Raw genomic sequence first — 14,227 nt, forward strand, 5'->3', positions numbered from 1 at the left:
CGGAACGGACACGGGTGACGGTGTAGATGTCATCTGATTCTTAGCAGCTCCTCTTCGGTCCAGGGGCGTGTCCGATCTGCTGACAACGCCCGCACCTGCTTCACGAGGGCCGGATCTACCGGTGAGGCGGTTTGTCCCCACGCACGCCGTACGTAGGTCAGCGCCGCGGCGATCTGCTCGTTGGAGAGAGACTCCAACGGCGGCATCATCTCTTGACCCTCTTTGCCGTTGAGGACGATCCGTATGGCGTGGCCTGGCTCACCGACGGCCCATCTCGATCCGACGAGTGTCGGGGCCACGTTCGGCAGCCCACGCCCGTCCGTCTGATGGCATGCCACGCAGAGATTCTCGTAGACCTCCCGGCCGGCTGCAAATCGCTCTTCTTCTTCGGCGGTGAGCGGCGCCTTCTTGGGAGATCTCGACCCGCCAGACGCGTTGGCTGTGGGGTTGGGCTTGCCGGGCCAGTCCAATCGCGCGGCAACGCGCGCCGCCAGCTCACTGAGGCCGCCGCGACCGGCCGCCGCCAACCTGACGAGCGCGTCCGGCTTGTGCGCTAGAGCCATGGCCGGTGCTGTTCTTCCCCGACCGCGGCCACCACCGCTAGGAGCGCTGCCTGGCGCGCCGCCCGGGAGCGCGGCTTCCACACCGCGGAGGAGCGCCTCGGACTGCCACGAAGCGCGTCCAGTCTGCCCTGCCCACTGGAAGATACGCTCAATCGCCGCAGGCTCGCCCTCCCGCATGAGCGCACCGGCAAGCATTGCCACCGCGTCATCGAGCTCGTCGGTTGATTCGAGCAGCGTCTCGAGGACGGCGGCTTCACGCCCCTGTAGGCCGCTGATGGCCGCATCCACGGCCACCGGATCGTCGCCGAAGCGCTCGAGCACCGTGATCAGGGACTTCTCTCGCATGGGCTCCGGCAGCGCGCCAAGCGACGCGGCCAACTGCCGCCGAACGGCGTTGTCGGTATCGTCGAGACGCTCGAGGACGGCGGCTTGCAGCGGGTGATCCGGTTCACCGAGCCAACGTTCAGCGAGCCGGATCGCCGAGGCGCGGACATATGGCGATCGGTCGGTCAACGCTCGCGCGACCGTCGTCTCGTCCATGGCGCCAAGCCCGTCCACGGTCCACAAGGCGTGCAAGCGCGTACGGTGATCCGTCGCGCTCGAGGCGTGCCGCTTCAGGGGCGGCACCACTGACGTCTCGCCCCGTTCCACCAGCAGGCGCTGCGCTGTGTCGCGCCACCAGCCGTTGGGATGCGACAGCAACGCCACGAGCTCTGACGGCGTGGCCTTCGACAGCGCCGGCTTCCGATCACGCCGCGTCGACTCGTGGACGACGCGGTAGATGCGGCCAAGACCGAGGGGGACGTCGAGCTTCCGAGTCTTGATGTAGTTCCGGAGGTACTCCGTTTGGTACTGCCCTTCCTGAATGATCCCTCGATACATATCAACGACATACAACGTGCCGTCGGCGGCCGCGAGCAGGTTCACCGGGCGGAAGCGCTCGTCGGTCGAGGCGAGAAACTCCCCGCGCTCGTACGCGTTCTTGGCGCGGAGGTTCCCCTCTTCCTCGACCAGGACGAGCCGATGCACGAGGTTGCCAGCCGGCTCGGTCACGAAGAGATTGCCCTGAAGCTCGGTCGGAAGACGGTCACCGCGGTAGACCGTTGGCGTGCCTGCCGAGACGTAGGTTCTCAGCGTTCCATCCGGCCGCAGCGTCCCTTCTCGGTATCCTCGGTTGACGCCACGGGTCGGCCGCACCGGCCAGATGGTCATCTCTTCGGGATCCATCAGGAGCTCGTAGCTGCCACGCGTTCGCACGAGATTAGGATTTCGCGCGTAGTAGCGCCCTGGCAACAGGTCGACGAAGGCGGGCTGCTCGTTCCAATTGCGGTAGACGCGGCCCACGTCATCCATCGTGAGGCTCCACTGTCCGCGCCTCACGGTCGGGTGGTGTTCCAGCTTGCCTCGCTCGAACCGAAAGTGACCGTCGTGCTCGGATGTGTAGATCCAGTTGTCGAGGCCCCACAACAGGCCGTTCGCATTGTGCTCTGGGTTGCCTTCGTATCGCCCGAAGTCGTCACGGACGAGCTCCTTGCTATCGGCACGGAGATCACCATCCGTGTCGCGGGCCAGCCACAGATTCGGCGGCTCCGCGATGAGGACGCCTTGGTCGAGCACCTTCAGGCTGCGCGGGAGCACGAGATCATCGAGAAAGACGGTGCTCCGATCCATCGCGCCGTCGTCATCGTCGTCTTCGAGCACGACAACGCGACAGACAGGGGCCCGTGTCGTGTTGCGCTCGTCGGCGGTTGGCATGAAGCCGCGCATCTCGATGACCCAGAGCCTGCCGTCAGGGTCCATATCGATCCATATCGGGTCGACAATCATCGGCTCGCTGGCCACGAGCTCGAGAGAATAGCCGGGTGGCATGTAGAACGTCTTCATCGCCTCGTTCGGGGCGAGAGGGATCGAGGCTTCTGCCACCTCCTGAACATCAGGCGGCCACTTGCGGTCCGCGCGTGTCCGATGGCAAGCGGTCAGGCCGGCCGCGAGGAGCAGTACGAGCCAGAGGGATGACCGGATCACGCTCACCTTCGCGCATCACCTGACGGGTTGGCTGTTCTAGCGGACCGCGGGCCGCGCTCCGCGACGCTCACTTGCGAGCCCCGAACTTGACGCAAGGCGTCAAGTTTCGCGCTCTCAAGGGCTCCCGTGAGCAGATCGATTGGACGCTTGCCCGCCCACGCAATGCCACGTAGCAAGAGCTGACGGTATGGCTCGAGCTCGAAGATCGAGTAGTAGTGCCCCTGGAGCGACACGAACGCGCGATACGGCTCACCGCCGGACAACGTCTTCTCGTAGGTCCACAATTGTGGAACCGAGCCCTGGTCTGGAATGGGCGCGCTGGCGAGGGCCTGCATCTCCGGTGCCTTCCGGAGGAGGAAGAATCCTTCGTCGTCCATTTCGAAGTCAGAGACTCCTTGTAGAACTGGGTGCGATGAATCCTCCAGGTGCATCTTCAAGACGCCGCGCCACCAGTTCCGCTCGCCGTGTTGCTTCGCGCCTCCGGCAACGCCAGCGAACCATGTCGCGTCATCACCGCACATCCCGTCGTGAAGCACCACCAAACCGCCTCCGCGCTCGCGGAAGCCGTCGAGCCGTACACGCTCGTCGGGCGTGATGTCGGCGCCATCTCCTTTGTAGATGATGAGCACGTCCGCTTTGGACAACTCCGCTTCTGTCGGGAAGCGCAACGCGCCGTCGACCACCGCGCCACGGTCGGTCAGCAGCTTCTTCCAGTCCTCGAGGAAGCGTGGGTAATCATGCTCGCCCGGACCGTGCGTCTTTTCGCCAGCGCGGATGAAGATGCTGAGCGGCTGCTCTTGGGCCGTGAGTGGCGTGTACACGCACACGGCGAAGATCGCAAGGAGGGCCAGGCGGACGGTCGTAAGGTGTGTAGCGCTCATGGGTTTTGCTCTCGGTCGCGCGATCGCGACGGGTAGGTCTTGCTGAAGTCGTTCCGGCTGTTGGTGACAGTGAACGTGCCATCTGCGTGCGCCGAGACCTTGATCCAGTGCGCCGGCCCGGTATGACCTGGGCCTCGGCGGCCTCGTCGAGGCGCTCCTGGTGGGGGCGGAGGGGTGGTGAGAATCGTCGCGAGAGCCGCTGGCTCCTCGACGTTCGCGATGAATGCTCCCGCAGGGTTGTACTCGATGCCGCCAGTGTGCGACCAGTGCAGCTGCCAGAGATCCTCGAGGCCTGGAGAGGCGTGTAGGATGCGAAACGTCTGCTCGGCGGCGCCTTTACGCGTGCCGTTCTGGGTGATCGCGACGCGCGGTTGAAGCGCGTGCACCAGGACCGCGGATCCCGACTGGTCGAGCCCGTGGTGCGACGTGAGGTACAGATCCACCGTTCCTATCGGATTGGTCGGGCACATCAAGTCACGTTCGTTGTTCCACAACAAATCGCCCAGGTCGATCAGGCGGAACTCGCCGTAAGCAACGACGCTACCGACCGACTGGCCATTTTCTGGATCTCCTGTGTTTTCTCGGGGCTCGAAGTCGTCACAGTACGGGTTCGGCTGACCTGCACCTGAGAGAGGGTCTTGCAGAGTCTTGCCGGCAGCGGTGACGATGCGCCACTCGAGGCCTGCCACAGGCACGGTGTCGCCCGGCGTCACCACGGTGTGCTTCGCCTTGCCGTACAGCGACGCGTACGCCTCCTGAAAACCCTCCACGTGTTCCTGCTCCTCCACCGTCGGCCCGTGATCGAGGAAGTGGCGGATTGGAATCCGCTTTGCGAGCTCTTGAAGCCCACCGATGTGATCGCCGTGATAGTGGGTGCTAATCAAGTAGTCGATCTGCTCGAGCCCGGCGTCGGTGACCGCTGCCATGATCCGTTCGACATCACGGTCGCCAGGACTCCCGGTATCGACGAGCACCGACTCACCCGAAGGCGACACGAAGACCGTGGCTTTGCCGCCCTCGACGTCGACAATGTAGATGTCCAATGTCTGCTGCTGGCCCTGCGCGCGAGCCGTGAAGACCATCAGGGTCAAGGTGAGAACGCATCCAATCGTTGCTCGCATCACAGTTCATCCTCTTAAGGGCCCGTCAAGGAATAAGGGTGGCATTCTGGCCGCCGAGGCATCCCGCCTGGCGGCGTTGCTCGTCGCTTACATACGGCCTGGTATGCGCGCTCCTCGCGCCTTGCCAGACGGGCGCCTCGACACCCAGAACGGCACACTTATTCCCTGACAGGCCCTTACTCGTCGCCAGCCGGTACGAGCCGCACGATCATGCCGGGGGTCGTATCCGACACCCTCACGCCCGGTACGGCCAGGGCCACGTAGAGATAGCCGTCCGGTCCGGTGCTCACATCACGAACGCGGCCGAACTCCGTGAAGACGACCTCTTCGTGCAGGACCTTGTCTCCGTCGATCTCGAGACGCCGGAGCGCTTCGCCACCGAGGCCGGTCACGAAGAGGTCGTTTTTCCACGCCGGGAAGCGGTCGCCAGTGTAGAACGCGATGCCGCTCGGTGCAATCGTCGGGTTCCAGTGTGTGACAGGCGCCTCCATCCCGCGCTGTTCAGTCGGAATCGGCTGGGCGTTTCGTCCCATGCGACCAAAGGTGACGAGCGGCCAGCCGTAGTTGCGGCCAGGCTCGATCCGGTTCAGCTCGTCGCCGCCGATCGGGCCGTGCTCTGCAGCCCACAGCTCCCCGGTCACGGGATGACGGGAGAGCCCCTGCGGATTCCGATGGCCGTAGCTCCAGATCGACTCCAGCGCTCCGGCGCGTCCGACGAATGGGTTGTCGCGTGGCACCGTCCCATCGCCGTTGACGCGGTGCACCTTCCCGTTGGACCGCGACAGATCTTGCGCGTCGGTGTCGTGGCCGCGGTCACCGATCGTGTAGAAAAGATGTCCCTGCTTGTCGAACAGGAATCGTGAGCCGTAATGGACGTTGGTGGGGAAGAAGAGATCTGCCGGCGCCCGATACAACACTTCCTGATCGACCCAATGGCCGTTCTGGATGCGGCCGCGGACGATTGTCGTCATCGACGTCGCTTGCTTGCCAGGCTCCGCATACGACAGATAGAGCCACCCGTTCTCTGCGTAATCCGGGTGCGCCTCGATGTCGAACAACCCACCGTCCTGCTCGGTCCACACCGTGGGCGTGTCGGCGATAGGCGTTGGCAGCAGCTTGCCCTTCTCGATCACGCGCAGCCCACCAGGACGCTCGGTCACGAGCAGTCGGCCGTCGGGTAGGAAGGCCATGCCCCACGGCGTGGCGAGCCCTTCCGCCACGACCTCGAGCTTGAACGTCTGCTGCTCGGAGCGCACGACTTGACCCGCGGGGTGTCGAGCCCTCGACGCGTTCTTCTCGACGAGCAGACGCTGTCGGCGGAGATAGCCGATGAGGCCCTCGATCTGCGCTTCCGTCAGGACCTCCTTGAACGGCGGCATCTCGGTGCCCCGCAGCCCTTCTCTGATGCTCGTCGTCAGGCTCGCGTCGTCGCCGCCGCCGCGCCAGGTGTCATCGAAGAGGGTGGGAGCCCGGCCGCCGCTCAACGTCGAGCCGTGACAGCCTGAGCAGTAGTCGGTATAAATCTGCGTATACGGATCGGCAGGCTGGCGCGGCTTCCGTGTTGCTCGAGGCGGCGTCTCCGGCCGCTCGGTGGGGGGAGTCTGTAACGGGGACAGTTCTGCGACCGATGTCATAGCGAGCCCGGTCATGACAATGGACGCTATCGCTGCAACGTGAGAGCCGCTGATGACGCGCACCGTGAGGGATACCTTCCGCCGGGGGAACGCGCCGGGGCTGGATGGCGCCGGTGAAACGTTCCATACTGACGACCGTAGATCAACCTGAGCTCAGGACACTAGTTCCGCGCTGGAACCGATGTCATACCTTTTGTTACCAATCGCCGCGCCATCGTCATGAGCCGGTCATCCGACGTTCTAAGATGTCGCGTTGACGCTGGTGCCCCGAAGGAGGCTTCTCGATGTCGATGAAAACGTGGTCCTGTCTCGCTGTGAGCGCTGTGGCGTTCGTCAGCGGTTTCCTGCTTCGCGACCTCGTCGTGCCGATGCCGGAGTTGCATGCGCAGTCGGCCAATCGGGTGTTCGAGATCAGAACCTATACAGCGTCCGAAGGCAACTTCGAGGCGCTCAAAGCCCGTTTCCGCGATCACACCATAGGTCTGTTCGAAAAGCATGGGATGACCAATATCGGCTACTGGACGCCGCAGGACGGTCCGTTGTCGCAAAATACGCTCATCTACATCCTGGCCTACCCGAGTCGGGAGGCGGCAAAACAGAGCTGGGACGCCTTTAGAGCCGATCCGGTGTGGCAGAAGGCGCTTGCGGCCTCGGAGGCCGAGGCCGAAGGTTCTCTGACCGACAACGTCGAGTCCCTCTTCGTGGAGCCTGCCGATTTCTCTCCCCTCAAGTAAGGTCAGGGGTCAGGGGCGTGGCCTCTGAGCCCTGTCTTTACAGTTTTTGCCGTAGCCATCGCTCCAGCCCGTAACGATAGCCGCGGCTCAGCATCAACTCCGTCCCATCGGCGAGGATGACCGTGTAGTCGCCGCGCGTCCGCGGCTGGAGCTCGCGAATGCGGGCTGGATTGACGGCCGCGGAGCGATGGATCCGCACGAACAGCCTCGAATCGAGGCGCTCGAGGAGCTGGGTGACGCTTGCGCGGTGCGGGTGCGTCTTGGCTCCCACATGGAGATGCACATAGACACCGGCCGCCTCGATCCAGTCGATCTCGTTGACGTCGAGCAGCGTGATGCGGTCCGCTGATTTGACTACGATGCGCTCGAGATATCCTGGTTCTTCGGTTCCAACCTGCGCACGTGTAGTCTGTGTGTTGCCATTCGGCGCCGCGTGGCTCCGACTGTACCAGTGCGCGTGTGCTCGTGTCGCCGCTTCAGCGTCGACGATGGCTGTCCGGAACTTCTCGATGATCATGGGAGGTCGCTCGCTAAACCTCGGGCCTCGAACCTTCTACGAAGTTGACCGGAAAGGCAGCGTCAGCTCCACGGAGACGCCGCCCTCCGGCTGGTTGAAGATCGCGCAGCTTTGATTCGTCTCGCCGTACAACTGCCGAAGGCGCTCGCGCGTGTTGAGCAGCCCAATGCCGCCGCGAGAGGTGAGATCCCACCCACGCGGCAGACCGGGTCCGTCATCCCGCACCGACAGATGCAGTTGTCGGTCGTCTCGCCACGCCTCCACACGAATCACTCCTTTGCGCCCACGCACCAGCACGCCGTGGCGGATGGCATTCTCCACCAGCGGTTGCAGGATGACCGGAGGCACCAGCGCCGCCGATGCTTGGTCGTCGACGTTCAGGACGACGTCGAAGCGATCCTCGAACCTGATCTTCTGAAACTCCACGTACCGCGCGAGAAAGGTCAGCTCTCGGCCAAGCTCGATCTCACGCTCGTGGAGGTTCTCGAGTGAGCACTGCAGGAGCTCGCCCAAGTGCTCGATGAGCAGCCGAGTCGTGCGGGCGTCGTGTTCCGCATGGGCTGATACCGTGTTGAGCGCGTTGAAGAGAAAATGTGGATGCAACTGCATCTGGAGCAAGCGAAGCCGCGACTCCGACAGCTCGCGCTCCACCTCGGACGCGCGCGTGTGCAGTGCGGTGAGATGACGGCGATACTCGACGGCGCGTTGCATGGCAGCAATAACCCAGAGGATCAGCGATACCAGCAGCGCCCAGGCGTACCACGAGGCGTGCGCGCTGAACGGGGCGCCACGGGCGAATGTGAGCAGCGAGGCGGCGCCGACAATCAGCGTCGAGACGCCCGCCAGGAGGATCCAGCGTCTGGACGGCTGGGTCGAGCGTCGCGCGCGCGCCAGCGCCGGTCGGCGACCGATCGCGTGCCGATAGGGGTGGGCTTGGATGAGCTCCATGCACAGGTCCCGTCAGCTGATGCACCGCAGTGTCGGCTGGGGGCCTGGGCCGGGCGGGGCGATGCCTGTGTTGGTCGGGGCAGCACGGCGCCACTGTACCCGAGATCGGGCTGCGCCGTCCGTGCCACGCGTTACCGCAAACCGAAAACGGATCCTGGATCCAGTACTATCGAGAATCGAGTGACTATAGATCCGACGCTTCGTGGCTGTCAACAGGCTTCCATCTCGGATTCAGAGGATTTGACGCCACATTCGCGTGGATCCAGAATCCAAAAAATGCGGCGCATCAAACGTGCTTCGGATCTGGCAGATCGGGCAGCGGAGCGGATTCGGGCCGCGATCCTGCGCGGAGACCTTGGCCCCGGCAGTCGCATTCGTCAAGAGGACCTCGCCGCCCGTCTGGCGGTCTCCCGCGCACCAATCCGCGAAGCGCTGGTGGTGCTGGAGCGCGAGGGCCTCGTGCAGACCGATCGCTTGCGGGGAACAATCGTCGCGCCGCTCGATGCCGAGCTGATTCGCGACCTGTACGAGTTTCGAGAAGGGGTCGAGCGTCACGTCGCGGAGCGCCTGGCCGAGCGAACCGACCTGACCTGGGAGGCGGTCGAAGTGATCGTGGACGCTGGCCGCAACGCGACCGCCAGTGACGACCTCTCGGTGCCGGGCGCGATCGACCTCGACCTCCGCTTTCACACGGCGCTCTACGATGCGGTCGGCAATCGGATTCTGTCCGATGTCATGCGCGGGCAGTGGATCAACATGTGGCGGGTCATGGCCGCCACGTTCGCGGTGGCCGGCTACCCGCGGCAGATCTGGGACGAACATGGCGCGATCCTCGAGGCGATCATGGCGCACGACACTGCACGTGCCGGCCGACTGGCCGCCGCGCACACGAGGGCGGCCAGCCTCTTGCTGGTCGAAAAGTACAGCCGTACCCGCAGCATTGACCTGCCGTCGACCCACTCATGACGGTCTCGTCCTTCTCGTAACAAAGGCGATGTGTGCGCGGACGAGCCGTGGTAACGATCTGGTGGCCTCGTCTCGGCCATGGCTTTGTCAGACACCATCCACCGCGACCTCATCGCCCTCGTCGGCTCGAGTGGGCTGCTCACACGCGCCGAGGACGTCATCCCCTACAGCTTCGATGGAACAGCGGCGCTCAGGGTCAAGCCGGATGCCGTGATTTTGCCGCGCACGACCGAGCAGGTTGCGGGCTGTGTGCGACTGGCGGCACAACATGGCGTGCCGATCGTGACGCGCGGCTCGGGGACTGGTCTCAGCGGTGGCAGCGTCCCAGTGCGCGAAGGATGGGTCATGTGCCTCGCGCAGATGGACGCGATCCTCGACGTCGATGCGCGGAACCTCACGGTGCGCGCGCAAGCGGGAGCGGTGACCGAGAAGATCGACCGGGCCGCCGCCGTCCACGGGCTGTTCTATCCACCCGATCCCAGCTCCGCACGGATTAGCACCATCGGCGGCAACGTGGCGGAGAATTCGGGCGGTCTGCGAGGCCTGAAGTACGGCGTCACCCGCGACTATGTCATGGCGCTCGAGGTGGTGCTGGCCGATGGCGCCGTCGCGCGCGTCGGCAATCGGTCGGTGAAGGACGTGGCTGGCTATTCGATGAAGGACCTGTTCATCGGGTCCGAAGGGACGCTTGGCGTCATCACCGAGGTGGTCCTCAAGCTGCTGCCGCGACCCGCCGCGCAGGGCACCCTGCTTGCGCTGTATGGTCGCCTCGAGGATGCCGCTGAGACCGTATCCGCCATCATTGCCGCGAAGATCATTCCGTGCACGCTGGAGTTTCTGGACCGGATCACGGTGACGTGCGTCGAGGACTACGCGCGTATTGGCCTGCCGACCGAATGCGCCGCGCTACTGCTCATGAGCACGGACGGCCATCCTGCCGCCGTCGCCGACGAGATAGCGCGCATGGAGGAGATTGCGCGCCAATTCGGCGCGGCGGAGGTCCGGCGTGCGCGGACCGAGGCGGAGGCTGCCCGACTGACGGCGGCGCGCCGGCATGCCCTGTCGGCCCTGGCGCGCGTGAAGCCGACAACCATCTTGGAGGATGTCACGGTGCCGCGCAGTGAGGTGGCCTGTCTAGTGGCGTTCATTGCCGAGACCGCCGCCTCCTACGGGCTGCAGGTCGGCACCTTCGGCCATCTGGGCGACGGCAATCTCCATCCGACGTTTCTCACCGACGAGCGCGACGCCGATGAAATGCGTCGGGTCCACCTCGCCCTGGACGCGATTGTGTCCAAGACGCTGGCACTCGGCGGGACGATCACCGGTGAGCACGGCGTCGGGCTGGCCAAGAAGCAATGGCTCCGCCAGCAGATGGGCGACGCCAGCTACGACCTCATGCGCCGCGTCAAGCAGGCGCTCGATCCGCAGGGGCTCCTCAATCCGGGCAAGATCTTCGAGTAAGGGAGCCCTGAACGCTGACGCCTTCCGCCTACCAGGCCGTCCAGCCGCCGTCTACGAAGAGCGCGCTGCCGGTCACGTATGAGGAGGCCTCGGACGCCAGGAACAACGCCGCGCCGGCGAGCTCGTGCAGCTCACCCCAACGTCCCAGAGGCACGCGTCTGACGAACTCCTGATACTTCGCCGGGTCGTCCATCAGTTGCCGATTCATGTCGGTCGCGAACACACCGGGGCACAAGGCATTCACCGTCACACCGCTGCCCGCCCATTCCAGCGCGAGAACCCGGGTCAAGTTGATCACGCCCGCCTTGGACGAGGCGTACGGCGCACGGCCCGCCAGCGCGACCACGCCCATGATGGATCCCAGATTGATGATGCGACCCCACCCGCGCTTCGCCATGCCGGGGCCCACCGCCCGGGCGCAGAGGAAGGGACCCTTCAGGTTCGTGTCGATGACGAGGTCCCAGTCGGCCTCGGTGAGCTGCTCGACGGGACCGCGCACGTTCGTGCCGGCGTTGCTGACCAAGATATCCACGGGACCAAAGTCCGCCTCGATCGCTCCCACCAGCCGCTCGACGTCAGCGCCGACGGTCACGTCCGCCGTGAATGCGGCCGTTCGCCGGCCCGTGGCCTCGGCGATCTGCGATGCGGCGGTCTCACAGGCCTCGAGCGAACGGCTTGCCAAGGCGACGTCGGCACCAGCCTCGGCGAGAGCCGTGGCAATCTCATGGCCGATGCCGCGCGCGCCACCCGTCACGAGCGCGCGACGGCCATCGAGCCGAAATCTGTCGAGACTCTTCGTGTGTGTCATCGATTTACTCATGCTTCATCCTTCACCCGTCGTCAAATGGCGCACCCAGGCGCCTGCACCTGCACCCCGGACGGCGCGCGGCACCATTGTTGTCGATGGTGTGGTTCCTGTCGACCCGTCGGTGCCGACAGCGTTACACTGGTGACGCGCTCATTACAGCCTCGCGAACGTATGGAGACCATTCGAGCCATCGTCGTGGACGACGAGAGACCGGCGCGGCGCCGCGTGTTGGACCTCCTCGGGTGCAGCGAGGAGGTCGAGGTCGTGGGGGAGTGCCGGGACGGCTGGGAGGCCGTCGAGCTGATTCGCGCCTGCACACCGCAGTTGATGTTCCTCGATATTCAGATGCCGAATCTGAATGGCTTCGGTGTGGTCGAATCGGTCGAGCCGCAGCTGCTGCCGGCCATCGTCTTCATCACAGCGTATGACACGTACGCGATCCAGGCGTTCGAGGCGCACGCGCTGGACTATCTGGTCAAGCCGTTCGGCGACGAGCGTTTCGAGACAGCGCTTCGACGGGTCTGTCGGCTCATTCGGTCGCAGACGGGACGCCAAGCGGATCCGAGAATTGTGAGCCTGGTGGCGGAGCGCGGTGGCGCGAGCGCCGAGCCCGGTTACCTCACGCGGCTGGTTCTCAAGGTGAACGGGCGCATCACCTTCCTTGACGTGGACGATGTCGACTGGATCGAAGCGTGCGGCGTCTATGTCCATCTCCACGTGGGGCAGCGGACGCACTTGTACCGATCCAGTGTCGCTCAGCTCCTACAGCGGCTCGACCCCTCTCGCTTCGTGCGCGTCCATCGCTCGTCGGTCGTCAACACCAGCCGCATCAGATCGCTCCAACCGCGCAGCCATGGTGATTACCAACGTGATGCTGCGGAACGGCACCGAGCTCGTCATGAGCCGCTGCTATCGCCCACAGCTCGAAAGCTGGCTGCGGCAGCCACTGTAAGGGCCAAGGGGGCAAGGGATCAAGGAATCAAGGGATTCGATGGGGCCACACGCTCAGCGTGGTCAACGTCACACCCTTCATCCCTAGACCCCTAGATCCCTCGATCCCTCGATCCCTCGATCCCTCGATCCCTTTCCCGTCGATACGCGCGAGCAAGCAGCGATACGGGATGGATCGCCGCCATGCCGGAGCCGGCCTGCTGCAGACCGCGCTCGATCTGCAAATGGCAACCGGGATTCGCTGTCGCGACCAGGTCGGCGCCGGTGGCGAGCACGTTGCGAATCTTTCGCGCCAGGGAGGCGTCGGACTGCGCAGGTTGCGTGATCGTGTACACGCCGGCGCTGCCGCAACACCAGGTCGATTCGTGGAGCTCGACGAGCGAGACACCCGGTAGCAATCGGCAGACCTCTCGGGGCTGCTGCGTGATCTTCTGACCGTGCGCCAGATGGCAAGGGTCGTGATACGTAACCTGCACCGCTTCGTCGAAGGGCGATGCGCCAGGGCGCCGGCAATCGCTCTCGACCAGCCACTCGTGGATGTCACGCACCTTGTCGGCCCAGACACGGGCCACCTGCGCGTACCGCGCATCCTCCGCGAGCAGCGACCCGTAGCGTCGCAAATGGGCACCGCAGCCGGCCGAGTTCGTGATGATGGCGTCGTAACGTTCCGCCGGTAGCTGGTCGATCATCCTCCGCGCGAGGGCGCGTGCCCTCTCCAGCTCGCCGTTGTGCGCGTGCAAGGAACCGCAGCAGGGCTGCGTCGGTGGCGTGTGCACGGCGCATGCGTTCGCCAGAAGCACGTCCGCTGTGTCCCGATTGATGTCGGGAAACAGCATGTCTTGCACGCAGCCGGTCAGGAGCGCAACAGTGTGTCGCGCCGCGCCGTGACGAGGCGCCTCTTCGGACCGAATCAGCCGGTTGGAAAAGGCGGGCGCGACAGGCGGCGTGAGGGGCTCCAACTCCCGAAGGCCCTTCGGCAGCAGCGCGGTCAGGCCCACGCGCCGCAGCCACGCCTGCATGCCGCTGCGCTGATACCAGCGTAGCAAGAGGCCCGCGGCCCTCAGCAGGCGCGGGTGCACGAAGAGCAGCCCCAGCGTGACCGCTCGCCAGCACCGGCGCGCCGCACCGGTGTTGATCCCGTTCCGCTCGATCGCGTGTCGCGCATGCTCGAGCAGATCCGCGTACTGCACGCCAGCAGGACACGCGGTCTCACACGCCAGGCAGCCGAGACAGTAGCTCATCTCGGCGGCGAACTCTGGGCCGATGTCCAGCTCACCGTCGGCCACGGCGCGCATCAAGGCGATACGACCCCGTGGGCTGTGCCGCTCACGCTTCGTCGCGTCGTAGGTTGGGCAGGTCGGCAGGCACATGCCGCAATGCATGCACTGCTGAACTCGTGTCGCATCTCGATCATCCGAACGGCTGGTGGCGTGATACGGCGCAGCGACTGCTCGTGCTGAAGCAGGAGACCTCGGTCGCGCCCGCCCTCCAGGAGCTCACGCGAACATCGAAGAACTTACTGGCGCGGTTTCACGCGCTCTGGACGCTCGAGGGGCTCGGCGCCCTCGATGCGGCGCTCGTCCGCGAGCAGATGCAGGATCCGAATCCGCGGATGCGG

Annotated in this window: 12 protein-coding genes and 1 pseudogene; 5 read left to right on the plus strand and 8 right to left on the minus strand. The window is 65.0% G+C overall.

Going from position 1 to position 14,227, the window contains the following annotated elements:
- Nucleotides 1–29 precede the first annotated feature (29 nt).
- The 4 genes from GEV06_13640 to GEV06_13655 form a co-directional block, all read right to left on the minus strand.
- Nucleotides 30–2,588, minus strand: a complete 2,559-nt coding sequence (locus GEV06_13640; protein ID MPZ18939.1) for a c-type cytochrome — start codon at nucleotides 2,586–2,588, stop codon at nucleotides 30–32.
- A 2-nt stretch (nucleotides 2,589–2,590) separates the two neighbouring features.
- Nucleotides 2,591–3,469, minus strand: coding sequence for a hypothetical protein (locus GEV06_13645; GenBank protein MPZ18940.1), 879 nt, complete (start codon nucleotides 3,467–3,469; stop codon nucleotides 2,591–2,593).
- Nucleotides 3,466–4,590, minus strand: a complete 1,125-nt coding sequence (locus GEV06_13650; protein ID MPZ18941.1) for an MBL fold metallo-hydrolase — start codon at nucleotides 4,588–4,590, stop codon at nucleotides 3,466–3,468. The genes GEV06_13645 and GEV06_13650 overlap by 4 nt, the downstream gene beginning before the upstream one ends.
- Nucleotides 4,591–4,766: 176 nt before the next feature.
- The gene (locus GEV06_13655) at nucleotides 4,767–6,224 is read right to left on the minus strand and encodes a glucose sorbosone dehydrogenase (GenBank protein MPZ18942.1); all 1,458 of its coding nucleotides are present in this window, start codon (nucleotides 6,222–6,224) and stop codon (nucleotides 4,767–4,769) included.
- Between the two features lie 368 nt (nucleotides 6,225–6,592).
- Here GEV06_13655 and GEV06_13660 point away from each other — a divergent pair, with 368 nt between their 5' ends.
- Complete coding sequence (locus GEV06_13660) at nucleotides 6,593–6,958, plus strand: NIPSNAP family protein (protein ID MPZ18943.1); 366 nt, start codon at nucleotides 6,593–6,595, stop codon at nucleotides 6,956–6,958.
- A gap of 37 nt (nucleotides 6,959–6,995) precedes the next feature.
- Here the strand turns inward: GEV06_13660 and GEV06_13665 are convergent, their stop codons facing one another.
- Together GEV06_13665 and GEV06_13670 are read right to left on the minus strand one after the other, a co-directional pair.
- Entirely contained in the window at nucleotides 6,996–7,475 is a 480-nt protein-coding gene (locus tag GEV06_13665; protein ID MPZ18944.1) for a hypothetical protein, read from the minus strand.
- Nucleotides 7,476–7,511: 36 nt separating this feature from the next.
- Complete coding sequence (locus GEV06_13670) at nucleotides 7,512–8,423, minus strand: hypothetical protein (GenBank protein ID MPZ18945.1); 912 nt, start codon at nucleotides 8,421–8,423, stop codon at nucleotides 7,512–7,514.
- On the opposite strand from GEV06_13670, the pseudogene GEV06_13675 reads away from it, so the two are divergent.
- Together GEV06_13675 and GEV06_13680 are read left to right on the plus strand one after the other, a co-directional pair.
- Nucleotides 8,067–8,915, plus strand: a pseudogene (locus tag GEV06_13675) (GntR family transcriptional regulator). The gene GEV06_13670 and the pseudogene GEV06_13675 overlap by 357 nt on opposite strands.
- 552 nt (nucleotides 8,916–9,467) lie before the next feature.
- The gene (locus tag GEV06_13680) at nucleotides 9,468–10,850 is read left to right on the plus strand and encodes an FAD-binding protein (GenBank protein ID MPZ18946.1); all 1,383 of its coding nucleotides are present in this window, start codon (nucleotides 9,468–9,470) and stop codon (nucleotides 10,848–10,850) included.
- 28 nt (nucleotides 10,851–10,878) lie between these two features.
- Here the strand turns inward: GEV06_13680 and GEV06_13685 are convergent, their stop codons facing one another.
- Nucleotides 10,879–11,658, minus strand: coding sequence for an SDR family oxidoreductase (locus GEV06_13685; protein MPZ18947.1), 780 nt, complete (start codon nucleotides 11,656–11,658; stop codon nucleotides 10,879–10,881).
- Here GEV06_13685 and GEV06_13690 point away from each other — a divergent pair.
- The gene (locus tag GEV06_13690) at nucleotides 11,575–12,705 is read left to right on the plus strand and encodes a response regulator (protein ID MPZ18948.1); all 1,131 of its coding nucleotides are present in this window, start codon (nucleotides 11,575–11,577) and stop codon (nucleotides 12,703–12,705) included. The two genes, GEV06_13685 and GEV06_13690, sit on opposite strands and share 84 nt — an antisense overlap.
- On the opposite strand, the gene GEV06_13695 is transcribed toward GEV06_13690, so the two are convergent.
- Nucleotides 12,702–13,991 (minus strand): 4Fe-4S dicluster domain-containing protein, encoded by a 1,290-nt coding sequence (locus GEV06_13695; GenBank protein MPZ18949.1) that lies wholly within the window; start codon nucleotides 13,989–13,991, stop codon nucleotides 12,702–12,704. The genes GEV06_13690 and GEV06_13695 overlap by 4 nt on opposite strands.
- Nucleotides 13,992–14,005: 14 nt before the next feature.
- On the opposite strand from GEV06_13695, the gene GEV06_13700 reads away from it, so the two are divergent.
- On the plus strand, nucleotides 14,006–14,227 hold a 222-nt coding region (locus tag GEV06_13700; GenBank protein MPZ18950.1), incomplete at its 3' end, for a hypothetical protein.

Source organism: Luteitalea sp., assembly GCA_009377605.1.
Lineage (GTDB): Bacteria > Acidobacteriota > Vicinamibacteria > Vicinamibacterales > Vicinamibacteraceae > WHTT01.

Coding starts and splice junctions, on each gene's coding strand:
- GEV06_13645 (MPZ18940.1), bottom strand. CDS start 3,469: ATGAGCGCTACACACCTTACGACCGTCCGCCTGGCCCTCCTTGCGATC.
- GEV06_13650 (MPZ18941.1), bottom strand. CDS start 4,590: ATGCGAGCAACGATTGGATGCGTTCTCACCTTGACCCTGATGGTCTTC.
- GEV06_13655 (MPZ18942.1), bottom strand. CDS start 6,224: ATGACATCGGTCGCAGAACTGTCCCCGTTACAGACTCCCCCCACCGAG.
- GEV06_13660 (MPZ18943.1), top strand. CDS start 6,593: ATGCCGGAGTTGCATGCGCAGTCGGCCAATCGGGTGTTCGAGATCAGA.
- GEV06_13665 (MPZ18944.1), bottom strand. CDS start 7,475: ATGATCATCGAGAAGTTCCGGACAGCCATCGTCGACGCTGAAGCGGCG.
- GEV06_13670 (MPZ18945.1), bottom strand. CDS start 8,423: ATGGAGCTCATCCAAGCCCACCCCTATCGGCACGCGATCGGTCGCCGA.
- GEV06_13680 (MPZ18946.1), top strand. CDS start 9,468: ATGGCTTTGTCAGACACCATCCACCGCGACCTCATCGCCCTCGTCGGC.
- GEV06_13690 (MPZ18948.1), top strand. CDS start 11,575: ATGGCCGATGCCGCGCGCGCCACCCGTCACGAGCGCGCGACGGCCATC.
- GEV06_13685 (MPZ18947.1), bottom strand. CDS start 11,658: ATGACACACACGAAGAGTCTCGACAGATTTCGGCTCGATGGCCGTCGC.
- GEV06_13695 (MPZ18949.1), bottom strand. CDS start 13,991: ATGCATTGCGGCATGTGCCTGCCGACCTGCCCAACCTACGACGCGACG.